Annotated in this window: 13 protein-coding genes; all 13 read left to right on the forward strand. The window is 55.6% G+C overall.

Annotation, left to right across the window (positions count from 1 at the left end; all coding sequences use genetic code 11):
- Positions 1-208: 208 nt before the first annotated feature.
- The 13 genes from rpsP (at position 209) to ENH71_RS11070 (ending at position 13,803) form a co-directional block, all read left to right on the forward strand.
- A complete protein-coding gene (gene rpsP / locus ENH71_RS11010) occupies positions 209-469 on the forward strand; it encodes a 30S ribosomal protein S16 (RefSeq protein WP_294131817.1) in 261 nt (86 codons plus the stop codon).
- 25 nt (positions 470-494) lie between these two features.
- On the forward strand, positions 495-1,022 hold the full coding sequence (gene rimM, locus ENH71_RS11015) for a ribosome maturation factor RimM (RefSeq protein WP_294131820.1): 528 nt from the start codon (positions 495-497) through the stop codon (positions 1,020-1,022).
- Positions 1,023-1,045: 23 nt separating this feature from the next.
- On the forward strand, positions 1,046-1,828 hold the full coding sequence (gene trmD / locus ENH71_RS11020; protein ID WP_294131823.1) for a tRNA (guanosine(37)-N1)-methyltransferase TrmD: 783 nt from the start codon (positions 1,046-1,048) through the stop codon (positions 1,826-1,828).
- Between the two features lie 61 nt (positions 1,829-1,889).
- Positions 1,890-2,255: a 50S ribosomal protein L19 gene (gene rplS, locus ENH71_RS11025; RefSeq protein ID WP_294131824.1), complete on the forward strand. Its 366-nt coding sequence runs from the start codon at positions 1,890-1,892 to the stop codon at positions 2,253-2,255.
- Between the two features lie 239 nt (positions 2,256-2,494).
- Positions 2,495-3,259 carry a DsbC family protein gene (locus ENH71_RS11030; RefSeq protein ID WP_294131829.1) on the forward strand — a complete coding sequence of 255 codons (765 nt, stop codon included), beginning with the start codon at positions 2,495-2,497 and terminating at the stop codon, positions 3,257-3,259.
- 109 nt (positions 3,260-3,368) lie between these two features.
- Positions 3,369-4,685, forward strand: a complete 1,317-nt coding sequence (locus ENH71_RS11035; RefSeq protein WP_414704690.1) for a homoserine dehydrogenase — start codon at positions 3,369-3,371, stop codon at positions 4,683-4,685.
- 9 nt (positions 4,686-4,694) lie between these two features.
- The gene (gene thrC, locus ENH71_RS11040; protein ID WP_294131833.1) at positions 4,695-6,086 is read left to right on the forward strand and encodes a threonine synthase; all 1,392 of its coding nucleotides are present in this window, start codon (positions 4,695-4,697) and stop codon (positions 6,084-6,086) included.
- A complete protein-coding gene (gene recJ, locus ENH71_RS11045; RefSeq protein WP_294131835.1) occupies positions 6,080-7,843 on the forward strand; it encodes a single-stranded-DNA-specific exonuclease RecJ in 1,764 nt (587 codons plus the stop codon). The genes thrC and recJ overlap by 7 nt, the downstream gene beginning before the upstream one ends.
- Before the next feature lie 30 nt (positions 7,844-7,873).
- Positions 7,874-9,283 carry an aminotransferase-like domain-containing protein gene (locus tag ENH71_RS11050; protein ID WP_294131837.1) on the forward strand — a complete coding sequence of 470 codons (1,410 nt, stop codon included), beginning with the start codon at positions 7,874-7,876 and terminating at the stop codon, positions 9,281-9,283.
- Positions 9,284-9,451: 168 nt separating this feature from the next.
- Positions 9,452-10,027: a redoxin domain-containing protein gene (locus tag ENH71_RS11055; protein WP_294131839.1), complete on the forward strand. Its 576-nt coding sequence runs from the start codon at positions 9,452-9,454 to the stop codon at positions 10,025-10,027.
- 13 nt (positions 10,028-10,040) lie between these two features.
- Positions 10,041-10,247, forward strand: coding sequence for a DUF2970 domain-containing protein (locus tag ENH71_RS11060; RefSeq protein WP_294131875.1), 207 nt, complete (start codon positions 10,041-10,043; stop codon positions 10,245-10,247).
- Between the two features lie 224 nt (positions 10,248-10,471).
- Positions 10,472-12,682 (forward strand): protein-disulfide reductase DsbD family protein, encoded by a 2,211-nt coding sequence (locus ENH71_RS11065; protein ID WP_294131841.1) that lies wholly within the window; start codon positions 10,472-10,474, stop codon positions 12,680-12,682.
- 53 nt (positions 12,683-12,735) lie between these two features.
- Positions 12,736-13,803: an AI-2E family transporter gene (locus ENH71_RS11070; protein WP_294131845.1), complete on the forward strand. Its 1,068-nt coding sequence runs from the start codon at positions 12,736-12,738 to the stop codon at positions 13,801-13,803.
- Positions 13,804-13,859 lie beyond the last annotated feature (56 nt).

Raw genomic sequence — 13,859 nt, forward strand, 5'->3', positions numbered from 1 at the left:
GCTGCGGGTGCTACGCTGGCCCGCCGGTAACCTGCGGGCTATCCGTACATCGGGGGAAAGAAATGCGCAGAATAGTCGGTAAATCAGTAAAAAACCTGCAAACATTCCTTCCCACAAGCCACCATTTCGCTTAGAATACCGCACTTTTTCCGGCACTGTGTCGGGAATACTCTGTTTTCGTACGAAGCTAACATTAGGAAAGTAGTCTATGGTCACAATCCGACTGGCTCGCGGCGGCGCCAAGAAAAAGCCTTTTTACCACATCACGGTTACCGATTCACGCAACGCACGTGACGGCCGTTTCATTGAGCGCGTAGGGTTCTTCAACCCGCTGGCTCGTGGGGCTGAAGAGCGTCTGCGCATTGATCTGGATCGTATCGGTTACTGGTCTGGCCAGGGCGCACAGCCTAGCGAGCGCGTTGCCAAGCTGATCAGTGAAGCAGCCCAGGCTGCCAGCACTGAGGCCTGATCAACAGGTTCAAGAGGCTATCTCCTTGAACAAGTCACGCATCCGGCTGGGTCGTGTTGCATCGCCCTACGGCGTAAAGGGCTGGGTGAAGCTGGTATCGTTTACTCAGCCCAGAGACAACATTTTCAGCTACCAGCGTTTTTTCGCGATGCGGGACGGCGCTGAAATCGAGCTGGAACTGGATGCCGGTAAGCCGCAAGGTAAGGGCTTGGTTGCCCATTTTGTCGGGTTTGATACACCCGAAGCGGTGCGCGAACTGACCGGTCTGGAGTTGAGTGTGTCGTCCGATGCGCTCCCGGAACTGGGCAAGGATGACTATTACTGGCATCAACTGGTCGGTTTGCAGGTACTTAATCGTGCCGGCATTAATCTGGGCCGGGTAGAGAGCCTGTTCGAGACCGGTGCCAATGATGTTATGGTCGTTGTGCCAGACACGGACAGCGTTGATGACAATCAGCGCCTGATTCCATGGCTGCCGGATCGGGTGGTGATTGAGGTAGACATGGCAGCCGATCGGATCGTGGTCGATTGGGAGCCGGATTACCTCATTTAAGGATTTTGCACGGAGACGCGCACATGCAGGTTGGCATTGTCACGCTGTTTCCGGAAATGTTTTCGACAGTAACGCAGTATGGCGTTACTGGCCGGGCCTGTCGCAACGGCCTGATGCAGGTGTCGTGTCACAATCCTCGCGATTTTACGACAGACCGGCATCGGACGGTGGATGACAAGCCTTTTGGTGGCGGTGCCGGCATGTTGATGAAAACCGGCCCCCTGTGTGCCGCGATCGATCAGGCAAAAGTCTGGCAATCTGCAGCGCCCACAGTGATTTATCTGTCCCCGCAAGGGCGCAGACTGGATCAGGCCGGTGTCACCATGCTGGCGGCGCGCACTAACCTGGTACTGGTGTGCGGGCGTTATCAGGGTATCGATGAGCGCGTGCTACAGACCGAGATTGATGAGGAATGGTCGGTAGGTGACTATGTTCTCAGTGGCGGAGAGTTACCCGCCATGGTGATGCTGGATGCGATCATCCGGTATCAACCCGGTGCGCTGGGGCATGAGGATTCAGCCGGACTGGATTCATTTGCGCCGCTGGAAGATGACGCATCGGGTTTGAATGGAACAAGTTTGCTGGATTGCCCGCGCTATACGCGGCCGCAGGATTTTGCGGGGCTGCCGGTACCGGAAGTACTGGTGGGTGGTAACCACGAACACATCAGGCGCTGGCAGTTAAAGCAGCGACTGGGCAGGACATGGCTAAAGCGGCCGGACATGATTGAGCAACAACAGCTCACTCGGGAACAGCAGGCTTTGTTAAACGAATTTATTAGTGAATACGGTACCTCAGCTAACTGAATGGCCGCCCAGGGCGGAGCAGACGAAGGCTTGAGGGGTATCAATAACCGGGAGTACGGCAATGAGCAACAGCAAAATTATCGAGATGATTGAAAAAGAACAGATGAGCAAGGAGATTCCGGCGTTTTCACCGGGTGATACCGTTGTTGTTCAGGTCAAGATCAAAGAAGGCGATCGTGAGCGTCTGCAGGCCTACGAAGGTGTGGTTATCGGTGTTCGCAACCGTGGTCTGAACTCTGCTTTCACTGTTCGCAAGATTTCTCACGGTGTGGGTGTTGAGCGTACCTTCCAGACCTACAGCCCGCTGATCGACAGCGTGACTCTGAAGCGTCGTGGTGACGTACGTCAGGCCAAACTGTACTACCTGCGTGAGCGTTCAGGTCGTTCTGCCCGTATCGCCGAGAAGCTGGACAAAAAAGTCAGCTGATTTTGTGCCCGCCCGGTCTGTTTCAGGCCGGCCGGGCCGACGATTGCAGAGCAGGTCAAAAAAAGGGGAGCTTAGCGCCCCTTTTTTTTTGCCTCGCTGGCCACGCTATTTGGCTGCAATCTGCGATTTTGACCGACTCGGTGCAGGAAATGCCGGAGCGGAAGTTTCTTGTCCATGACCGGTCATGATAAAGTCAGGCTGGCACGGCCAAAGTAACCGTATTACGGAGTGATTTAGGTATGTACATGAATTCAGCCCGGCGACTGCTGTCGCAATTTGCTGTTATTGTCGGTATGGCCGTTGCGATTGGGGCGCAGGCGCAAACCGAGGATTGGGAAACCAGTCTGCGCGAGACCATCAATACCAGTCTGGGCGCGGCATCCCAGGGTCAGTTGCGGGTCGAGAGCATGCGCGAAACCCCGATGGCCAATGTGGTTGAGGTTATTCTCAGCTCCGGCGAGATTCTGTTCAGCGATAAAAGCGGCCGCTTCATGATCGCCGGCGAGATGTATATGACCCGGCCTGAGGGCCTGGTCAACCTGACTGCTGAAACGCGTAAAGGGCAGGTGCGTGATCTGCTTGCCGGTGTGCCCGAAGATCAGATGGTGATCTTTGAGCCTGAAGGCGAAACCAAAGCCACCATCAGCGTGTTCACTGATGTCGACTGCACCTACTGCCGTCGCCTGCATCACGATGTCGAGACAATCAACGCCAATGGCATTCGGGTGCGCTATCTGGCCTATCCACGCGGAGGGCTGGAGTCGACGGCCTACCCGAAGATGATCTCCGTTTGGTGTTCTTCCGATCGTAACCGTGCCCTTACGCAGGCGAAGAATGGCCAGAATTTGCCCGAACGAGACTGCGAGAATCCGGTGCTGAATCATCATAGCCTGGGCAATCGCATCGGTATTACCGGAACCCCAGCGATTGTATTGCCTGATGGCACATTGATCCCCGGTTATATGGACGCAGAACGGCTGACAGCGACAGTATTGGGACAATAAAGCCGGGCAACCCGAATCAATAGAATCAATAATAATTCGCCGTTCATTATTGTGGGCGGAGTACAGCTAGTGTGAGGCAAATGTGAGTCAGGACAGTAAAAAGCAGGTATTGCGGATAGGAATATGTGGACTGGGTACCGTCGGTGGCGGCACCTACAGTCTGTTGAACAGCAAAAAAGCGGAAATCACCCGACGGGTGGGTATGGACCTGACTATTGTCCATGTGGCGACCCGGCATCCTGCACCCGAGCTGGCCAAAAGTGGCATTCGCGTCAGCACCAATGTATTTGATGTTGCCAATGACCCTGACGTCGACATCCTGGTTGAGTTGATCGGCGGATATGAGCCCGCGCTGGAATTGGTGCTACTGGCCATCGAGAATGGGAAAGATGTAGTGACAGCCAATAAGGCGCTGATAGCTGTGCACGGCAACACCATCTTCGAGGCGGCGCGCAAAAAAGGCGTCGCCGTGTCGTACGAAAGTGCGGTGGCCGGTGGCATCCCGATCATCAAGGCACTGCGCGAAGGTCTGGCTGCCAACTCTATCCAATGGCTGGCGGGTATCATCAACGGCACCAGCAACTACATTCTGACTGAAATGGGCGAGAACAGCCGTGACTTTCCTGAAGTGCTCAAGGAAGCGCAGCAACTGGGTTACGCTGAAGCTGATCCCACCTTCGACGTTGAAGGCATCGATGCCGCGCACAAACTGGCCATTCTGGCTTCCAATGCCTTTGGTATTGCTCTGCAATTTGAACGTGTCTATACCGAAGGCATCAGCCATATCACGACTGCCGATATTGCCTACGCCGAAGAGTTGGGTTATCGCATCAAGCACCTGGGCATTACCCGTATCACTGAACTGGGCATTGAGTTGCGTGTGCACCCGACACTGATTTCCGAACAGGTACTGATCGCCAACGTTAACGGCGTGATGAATGCGGTGGTGGTCAAGGGCGATTCGTCGGGCAGCACCCTGTACTATGGTGCCGGTGCCGGCGCCGAGGCAACTGCTTCATCTGTGGTAGCCGACATTATCGATATTGCCCGGGCTGGCCGCGACGTGGCACAGGGTGCCAGTATTCCGCCGCTGGCATTTATGGCGTTGCGCAACGACCTCAAGATTCTTGATATCACCGAAATCGAATCAGAATATTATCTGCGGATCTCTGCGCGGGACCGTGTGGGTGTGTTTGCCAAAATCTCCCAGGTATTGACCAACTACGGCATCAATATTGAGGCAGTCATTCAAAAAGAGCCGCATGGCGAGGACATTGAAAAAGGTATCGTGCCCATTGTGTTGCTGACCAGCCGGATCAATGAGGCAACGATGGATGTGGCAATTGCGGTGATCGAAGGTCTGGATGAAGTTGCCGGAGAAATCATGCGTATTCGCGTGGAACAGTTTGACGGCGAGAATGGTTGAGGTCGGGCGATGAAATACATCAGTACACGCGGCAAGTCACCGGCCTGCAATTTCGAACAGGTGCTGTTAACAGGGTTGGCGCCAGATGGCGGGTTATATGTGCCCGAATCACTGCCGCAGTTTTCGGCGGCTGAGATCGCGTCCTGGGCCGGCCTGCCATACGACCAGTTGGCCTTCAACGTTATCAAGCCGTTCATTGACGGCGAGATTCCCGACGATGTGCTGCAGCGTATCCTCAGCGAAAGTTATCAGAGTTTCACCCATAAAGCGGTGGCGCCGTTGCGTCAACTGGATGCCAACGAGTGGGTGCTGGAGCTGTATTGCGGGCCAACGTTGGCGTTCAAGGATTTTGCCTTACAGCTGCTCGGGCGTTTACTGGACTACGTGCTAACCCGCGACAACAAGAAAGTGGCGGTGTTGGGTGCGACCTCGGGTGATACCGGTTCGGCCGCGCTGGAAGGCTGTCGGCATTGCGACAATATCGACCTGTTCATTCTGCACCCCTATCAGCGGGTGTCGGATGTGCAACGTCGTCAGATGACCACCGTTCCGGGTGACAACGTCCACAATATTGCCGTGCGCGGAAATTTTGATGATTGTCAGCGTATCGTCAAAGCGGCTTTTGGCGATCAGTCTTTCCTGCCTGCAGACCGTCAGCTGGTCGCGGTCAACTCCATCAACTGGGCCAGAATCATGGCGCAGATTGTCTACTATTTTTACGCATCGCTGAATCTGGGTGGCCCCTTGCGGCCGGTTTCGTTTTCAGTGCCAACGGGTAACTTTGGTGATATCTACGCAGGCTACCTGGCACGCTCGATGGGGCTGCCGATCAATCAGCTGATTATCGCCACCAACCGCAACGACATCCTGCACCGGTTGCTCAGCGATAACGAATATTCTCTGGGCACGCTGGAGCACACCCTGTCACCCAGTATGGATATCATGGTGTCGAGCAACTTCGAGCGCTATCTCTTTGACCTGTTTGATCGCGATGCCGACGCAGTTACTGCTTTCGTTACTGGCCTGGGCAATACACCGCAAAAACTGAACCCAGAACAGTGGCAGCGCGCCCGCGAACTGTTCAGCAGCCTGAGCGTGGATGACGACACCACCTGCAAGGTCATTGCGCAGGTGTACAAGGACTCTGAGTTCCTGATTGATCCCCATACTGCCATTGGTGTGCACGCCGCCCGGGTCTGCAACAAGGAGCGCAGTGTGCCGATGATAACCCTGGCCACGGCGCATCCGGTGAAGTTTGCCGATGCCGTGGAAAAAGCCGGGCTGGAATACCCGACATTACCCGAGCATCTGCAGGACCTGATGGAACGTGAGGAACGCTACGACGTGCTGGACAATGACATCCATGCCATCACGGAGTTCATGCAGCAACGTTTATGCTGATAGAGCGCAGGCAGGTCAGCGCTCAGACAGCCTTGCACGGCACGCTGCCGCCTCTGCTGGAACGCATCTACGCGGCGCGCAACATCACTGATCCGGCGCAATTGAAGCTGGAACTGTCGGCGCTGTTGTCGCCCGATTCCATGAAAGACATGCCGGCCGCTACCGCGCTGCTGTGGGATGTTTTGCAGGGGCAGGGCCAGCAGCAAGGCCGCATCCTCATTATTTCGGATTTCGACGCCGATGGTGCCACCAGCTGTGCGTTGGTGTTGCGCGCACTGCGTCAGATGGGTTTTCACAGCCTGGATTACATCGTACCGGACCGCTTTATTTACGGTTACGGGCTGAGTCCTGAAATTGCCGAGCTGGCGGTTGCCCGCAAACCCGATCTCATCATCACCGTCGATAACGGCATCTCCAGTCACGAAGGCATAGCCCTGGTGCGGGCGGCCGGTATCAAGGTACTGGTTACCGATCATCACCTGCCTGGCGATGAACTGCCGGACGCCAATGCCATCCTCAACCCGAATCAGCACGGCTGCAACTTCGCCAGTAAAGCGCTCGCCGGCGTGGGAGTGGTGTTCTACCTGATGCTCGCGCTGCGCGCGTTTCTGCGTGACAAGCAGTGGTTTTCGAAAGCCGGCACCCCGGAGCCCAATCTGGCAGACCTGCTGGATCTGGTGGCACTTGGCACTGTTGCCGATTTGGTGCCGCTGGATAAAAACAATCGTATCCTGGTAAACGAGGGTTTGCGCCGTATCAGGGCAGGGCGTGCCTGTGCCGGCATTCTTGCCATCCTGGAGCAGGCTAAACGCCCACGTCACAATCTGGTCGCCTCAGACCTCGGGTTTGCGGTGGGTCCGCGACTCAACGCCGCTGGCAGGCTACAGGATATGGCGCGCGGCATCGACTGCCTGCTGTGTGACGATGCCAATACCGCTGCCAGCATTGCCAGTGAGCTGGACCGGATCAACAACGAACGCAAACGCATTGAAGGTGACATGCGTGAGCAGGCAATGGCCTCGCTGACACTGATGCAGGCGGAGTTGCAGGCGCAAAGCTCTGCGGACATGCCCGCTGCTCTGTGCCTATACAATGGTGATTGGCATCAGGGCGTAGTGGGGATCCTGGCATCGCGCATCAAGGAAACATTCCACCGACCGGTGATCGTATTCGCCAGTGCCGACAGCGCCGAAAACGGGGAAGCAGAGCTCAAAGGCTCGGCGCGCTCCATCCCCGGTCTACATATCCGCGACCTGTTGGACACCATTGCGACGCGCAATCCGGGCATGATTACCCGTTTTGGCGGGCACGCCATGGCTGCCGGGCTCAGTCTGCCGCGCGATCAGCTTGATGACTTCCGTCAGGCCCTGGAAAACGGGGCTGCTGCGTTGCTGGATAAGGCAGCATTGCAACAGAAACTGCTCAGCGACGGCGACCTGGCTGCCGATGATCTGTGTATGGGTACCGCCCAGCTATTGCGTGATGCCGGCCCCTGGGGCCAGGCGTTCCCCGAGCCCCTGTTTGACGGTGAATTCCTGGTGGTCAGCCAACGCCTGGTCGGTACCAACCATCTCAAGCTGGTGGTCTCACCCGACGACGGCCGTACAGTGATTGATGCCATCGCCTTCAATATCGATACTGCGCTGTGGCCTGATGCCTCCTGCCAGCGGTTGCGCCTGGCCTATCGGCTGGATATCAATGAATACCGCGGTCAGCAACAGGTGCAGCTTATGGTGGAACACCTGGCTGCGCTCTAGGCCCATGAGATACCCGATTGCGAGGTCAGTATGAAACGCTACGAGCAGCTCGCGCACGACATTGCCGAAATGATTAAAAGTGGCGTGCTGGTGCCGGGGGAGCGTGTACCTTCCGTGCGACACGCCAGCCGGACCTACGGCGTGAGCGCTGCCACGGTTTACCAGGCCTATTACCTGCTGGAGAATCGTGGATTGATTCGTTCACGACCGCGATCAGGGTATTTTGTCTGTAGCCAGCCTCGCCAGTCCCTGCCTTCCGTGCAGCGCCCGTCAGGGTCTGTCGCCTCCACTGTGGTGGACGTATCAGAGCTGGTATTCACCGTGCTGGGTTCGGTTCGTGATCCGGGTATTGTCCCCCTGGGGTCGGCGTTTCCCAGCCCGGCCCTGTTCCCGATGCAGCGACTCAGCAAATCCCTGACCAAGGCCACCCGGCAAATGGATCCTGATGCCACGGTGGCCCACTTACCGGCCGGCAGCCTGGATCTGCGTCGGCAGATTGCACAACGTTATTCCATTGCCCGCACGCACGTGGACTTTGATGAACTGGTGGTCACCAGTGGCGCTCTGGAAGCGCTGAACCTTTGCCTTCAGGCGGTAACCGGGCCCGGTGATTACGTTGCGGTGGAGTCCCCGGCATTTTATGCCAGCCTGCAAGCACTTGAGCGGCTTAATCTCAAAGCAGTCGAGATACCCGTTGATCCGGACGGTGGTGCAGATCTGCAGGTCTTGCAGGAAGCGCTTGCCAGACATCCCATCAAAGCCTGCTGGTTCATGACCAGTTTTCAGAATCCCACCGGTGCAAGTATGCCCGACGAGAAGAAGAGTGCACTGGTCGAGATTCTGACAAAAAACCAGGTGCCACTGATTGAGGATGACGTTTACAGTGAATTGTATTTTGGCAGCGAGCAACCCAGGCCTGCCAAGGCTTTTGATACTGACGGTTATGTGATGCATTGCGGTTCGTTCTCTAAAAACCTGGCACCGGGCTACCGCGTGGGTTGGGTTGCGGCAGGGCGTTATGCCCGGCAGGTAGAACGCTTGAGGTTGATGACAACACTGTCGGCGTCAACCCCGGCGCAGATTGCCATCGCCGACTATTTGCAGTTTGGTGGCTTCGATCGCCATTTGCGAAAGCTGCGCCACCAGCTGGAAGTGCGGCAGAATGTCATGCGGGTCGCAATCGACCAATATTTCCCTGATACCACCCGGGTCTCCCGGCCGGAGGGTGGTTATTTTCTGTGGCTTGAGCTGCCAACGGGCACGGACTCACTGGAATTCCTGAAGCGGGCGTTGGCGCAGAATATCAGTATTGCACCCGGCCCCATCTTTTCCGCCAAACGTGCTTTTGGCAATTGTATTCGGCTGAACTACGGGGCACCTGCCGAAGCCGCGTTGGTACCCGCGATTAAAGAACTGAGCCGTATTGCTCATTGCATCTGATCTGGTTTTTTTTCTCGTATCTGCATCTGTTTTGTTTTTCTCGCGCCAGTTACGATGTTGCTGTCAGTTTCTTTATCAGTTTCATTAATAGGGGCCGGCACAAGCTGGTTTATCCGAAAACAAACAGAGGATTTGCTCATGAGAGCCGTATTAAGAAAATGCTCAGTTATGACGATTGCGCTACTGTTGGGCTGGTCCACCTTGGGACACGCCGAGGACTTTCTCAAAAACGTAAAGGACTTTGAGCTCGAAGATCAGCACGGAATCCGCCACAGCCTGGAAGACTATGCCGAGCGGGACTTCGTGGTAATCTATATTCACGGCACGGGCTGCCCTATTGCGCGGCTATCGGTGCCCACTTATCTTGAAATTGAGCAGGATTACTCTGATCGCAATATCGAGTTTCTGATGCTCAACTCGTTTGTTCAGGATGACATTCCACGCATTGCGCAGGAAGCCGAAGAGTTCAACATTGGTTTTCCCATCCTCAAAGACGCCGACCAGTCCGTTGCTCGCTCCATGGGTGTTGAGCGCACCGCAGAAGTTTTCATCGTTGATCCGCGTACCAATAAGATCCATTTCCGCGGCCCGATCAATGATGCGCTGGGTTACGAAACGCAGCGCACACGTACCAGCAATCATTATCTGCGCGACGCGCTTGAGACCGTTATGGCAGGCGGCACCGTTAACATGAACGAGATCCCGGACGCCAAGGGTTGTCTGGTGGGATATTTCCTGAGCTGAGGAGAGCGACGTGATGCGAATCAAAGAGTCAGGTGCTACCGTCAGTTTCTGGCAAGTCCTGCAGAGCATTGTCGGCGCAGCATTCGGTGTGCAGTCTCGCCGTCGGCGCGAAGGCGATTTTACTTCATCAAGCCCCTTCCCCTTTATTGTGGGCGGCTTGTTGTTTACCGCCGTATTCATCGGTGTGTTGCTATTTTTTGTCCGGTTATCATTGGGCTAGTGTGGCTTGCCGCCCCGGCTAGTCCATTTGTAAGCAAGTGCTGGCAGTGGCGGGCAATGTTACCTTTTATCACAATCAGTACTGACAATTGCGCCCACAAGGCGCTACAATCGGGCAACAACAAATTGATAATGCTAAAAAAATAATCACCCGTTCGGAGAGTTCACATGGTGTACACGTTTCAGCGGCTAAGGAGTCTGTCAGGCCCGGAGACACGGCGGATATTGTCCCCGTTCCTGGCTTTGCTATGGGTATTTGTGGTGGCCTTGCCAGCGCTGACAGCAACCTCTGCCATGGCACAGGAAGGTGACTTTGATAGCAGTGACGCACCCCAGTATGTGAATGGTGTGTACAAGGGCGACGAGATCGATGTCGAACTGATAGCCGAATCTCAGAACGCGGTACCGGGCCAGACCCTGTGGACAGCGATCCGTCTGGATCCCACTGAAGGCTGGCATACCTATTCCAAATGGCCGGGTGACAGCGGTGATGCCACCTTTATTCACAGCTGGCGCCTGCCAGAGGGTGCGCAGGCTGGCGATATTCAATGGCCGGTTCCGACCTGGCTGCCATTCCCCGGCAGCGACCTGGTTACTTTTTCGTATAAAAAAGAAGTGCTGTTGATGGTGCCGATAGAGGTGCCAGCCGATTTTAGCGGCGACGAATTCTCTATGACGGCGCATGTCGAGTGGCAGGTGTGCGATCTGATCTGTCTGATTGAAGATGCAGAAATCAGTCTGTCCCTGCCGGTCACGCAGGACGCGCTGCGCCCTGATCCCCAATGGGCCGACATGTTTGCCGCTACCCGCGCCACCTTGCCCACTGATGATCACACCATTGAAGGCCTGTTTGCCATGGCCGGCGAACGCGTGAGTTTTTCATTTACCTCCAATACACAGGCATTTGCTGATGCCGAAGAGGTCTGGTTTTTCCCGGAGCAGCGCAGAATTCTGGATCCGGGTCCGCTGCGCGATGTGACTTTATTGCCCGGCGTGGCGCAAATAACCCATGCACAGCCGCGCCGCATGCTGACCGACCTGGAACAAATCAATGGCCTGCTGGCCGTTCAGAATGCTGATGGCCAGGTTCGGGGTTACGAGATCACTGCCGATCTGGCCAGCCCTGACGGGCTCGCTGCGATTGCGGCGGTGGCTAGCGAGCAGGCCGGACCCGGCAATCTGGCCGGTGCTGAACGCAGCCTGCTGACCATCATCGTGTTTGCCATACTGGGGGGTTTGATTCTGAACCTGATGCCATGTGTATTCCCGGTATTGTCGATCAAGGTACTTAACCTGACTGCCAAGGGTACTGCCAGCAGCGGACAGAAAAAAATGCATGGTCTGGCATATACCGCCGGTATTGTGCTGACGTTCATGGCGCTGGCATCGGTACTGTTGGTGCTGCGGGCCGGCGGCGAAGCCGTGGGCTGGGCATTTCAACTGCAGTCACCCTGGTTCGTGGCGTTGCTGGTATTCCTGTTCTTTGTCATGGGCCTGAGTCTGTCCGGTGTTTATGAATTCGGCACACGTCTGATGGGCGTGGGCACCAGCCTGACCACCTCCAAAGGATACAAATCGTCGTTCTTCACTGGTGTGCTGGCGACCGTGGTTGCCAGCCCCTGTACAGCGCCGTTCATGGGCGCGGCTCTGGGATTCGCGTTAGCTCAGTCCTGGGTGGTGGCAATGATCGTATTTGCCTTCCTTGGGCTGGGTATGGCACTCCCATTCCTGGCACTGGCTTTCAGCCCGGCGCTGATGAAACACATGCCTAAGCCGGGCCCATGGATGGTTACGTTCAAGGAATTCATGGCCTTCCCGATGTATGCGGCAGCTCTGTGGTTGTTGTGGGTGTTGGGTGTACAAGTCGGTGTCAACGGAATGGTAGCGGTGGCGTCAGCAGCGTTGTTGCTGGCTCTTGCGTTGTGGTTATTACAGAAAAGCAGCAATGCAGGTGATGGCTGGCGCCGTGCCAACACCGTGGTGAGTCTGGTGATGATCGTGGTAGCCTTGTCGGTGTTGCGGATGCCCTTACTGGAGCCCAGATTGGGCAATCCCGATTCAGGTGTGGACATGAGCGGGGCAGACTACGAAGCGTCATTTGAGCCGTTTGCCTCAGCCCGCGTGACTGAACTGCGCGAGAGCGGCATACCGGTACTGGTCAATATGACAGCAGCGTGGTGTATAACCTGTCTGGCTAACGAGCAGACCACCCTGAACACGCAGCGTGTACAGCAGGCCATGCGTGACAGTGGCATTACCTACATGAAAGGTGACTGGACCAACCAGGATCCGGAAATCAGCCGGGTCCTAGATGAGTTCGACCGACCCAGTGTGCCGCTGTATATCCTGTATCCGGGCAATTCATCGGCAGAACCGGTCATTCTGCCACAGTTGTTGACGCCATCTATCGTGCTGGACGCATTTGCCAGCTTATGATGTAGCGGCTATCGTCAGCCTGAAGCTTGTCTTTTTGTGCCAGGGAGTGCCGGATGAACGTCAAGCCGCAACAACGACCGTTAATGAACTTTACGCTGAGCGCCGCGCTGGTGGCGCTGACTGTCTATTTGCTGGTGGTCGGGCAGAACCTGCTTCTGCCCTTGGTCATCGCCATCGTATTCTGGTTTCTGATCAATGTATTGGCCGCCAGTTTCGGTCGCCTTCAAATTGGCGGATATCATATACCGCGGCCCCTGTGCTTTATTGCCTCCATCCTGATGTTTCTCATTGCCGTGACGGTGGTCGTACAATTCATCAGCGGCAGTCTTAACGATCTGGGCAGTGTAGCCCGGGTATACGAAACAAATCTGCGTGCATACTGGTTGGCGTTTCCCTTCGCCGATAGCTTGCCTGCCGGCGGTATGGCGCAGATGGTGACCGAGTGGCTTGATATTTCGGCATTGATTACTACCACGGCTCTGACTTTCACCGGCCTGGCTGCCGATGGTGTGCTGATCATCATCTATGTCGGTTTTCTGTTGTTTGAACAGGGGAATTTCAACGCCAAGTTGTCTGCGTTGGTGGGTAATGAGGCACGGGAACGCAGTGTGCGGCGTATCATCAATCGCGTGCGCAAGGATGTGCAGAAATACATCAGTATAAAAATGTTTACCAGCCTGCTGACGGGTATTCTGAGCTACCTGATACTACGCGCCCTGGGAGTGGATTTTCCCGAGGTTTGGGGGGTGCTGATCTTTCTGCTGAATTTCATACCCACCGTAGGCTCCATTATCGCCACCATTTTTCCGGCGACCATCGCGTTGGCACAGTCAAATGAAGGCATTGCGTTGTCCCTGATCGTACTGGTGTCCATCGGCACGCTGCAGGTGTGTATCGGCAATATCCTTGAGCCACGTCTTATGGGCACCTCGCTTAACCTCAGCCCGGTTGTTATCCTGTTTAACCTGGCATTATGGGGTTATATCTGGGGCGTGGCCGGCATGTTCCTGTGTGTGCCGTTTCTGATTATCACCACCATAGTTTTATCGCATTTCCCCAGAACGCGCCCCATTGCTATCCTGTTGTCCAGTAACGGTAAAATTGACATTACCGAGGAATAACACGGTTCTGTAATTAAGCTACTATAAGAGTATAATCTGCCGCCATATCTGGCTAT

The sequence above is a fragment of the Pseudohongiella sp. genome (genome assembly GCF_011050365.1).
Lineage (GTDB): Bacteria > Pseudomonadota > Gammaproteobacteria > Pseudomonadales > Pseudohongiellaceae > Pseudohongiella.

Excerpts from the sequence above, each read along its gene's own strand:
- rpsP (WP_294131817.1), top strand. The coding sequence starts at position 209 with ATGGTCACAATCCGACTGGCTCGCGGCGGCGCCAAGAAAAAGCCTTTT.
- trmD (WP_294131823.1), top strand. The coding sequence starts at position 1,046 with ATGCAGGTTGGCATTGTCACGCTGTTTCCGGAAATGTTTTCGACAGTA.
- rplS (WP_294131824.1), top strand. The coding sequence starts at position 1,890 with ATGAGCAACAGCAAAATTATCGAGATGATTGAAAAAGAACAGATGAGC.
- ENH71_RS11030 (WP_294131829.1), top strand. The coding sequence starts at position 2,495 with ATGTACATGAATTCAGCCCGGCGACTGCTGTCGCAATTTGCTGTTATT.
- thrC (WP_294131833.1), top strand. The coding sequence starts at position 4,695 with ATGAAATACATCAGTACACGCGGCAAGTCACCGGCCTGCAATTTCGAA.
- recJ (WP_294131835.1), top strand. The coding sequence starts at position 6,080 with ATGCTGATAGAGCGCAGGCAGGTCAGCGCTCAGACAGCCTTGCACGGC.
- ENH71_RS11050 (WP_294131837.1), top strand. The coding sequence starts at position 7,874 with ATGAAACGCTACGAGCAGCTCGCGCACGACATTGCCGAAATGATTAAA.
- ENH71_RS11055 (WP_294131839.1), top strand. The coding sequence starts at position 9,452 with ATGACGATTGCGCTACTGTTGGGCTGGTCCACCTTGGGACACGCCGAG.
- ENH71_RS11060 (WP_294131875.1), top strand. The coding sequence starts at position 10,041 with ATGCGAATCAAAGAGTCAGGTGCTACCGTCAGTTTCTGGCAAGTCCTG.
- ENH71_RS11070 (WP_294131845.1), top strand. The coding sequence starts at position 12,736 with ATGAACGTCAAGCCGCAACAACGACCGTTAATGAACTTTACGCTGAGC.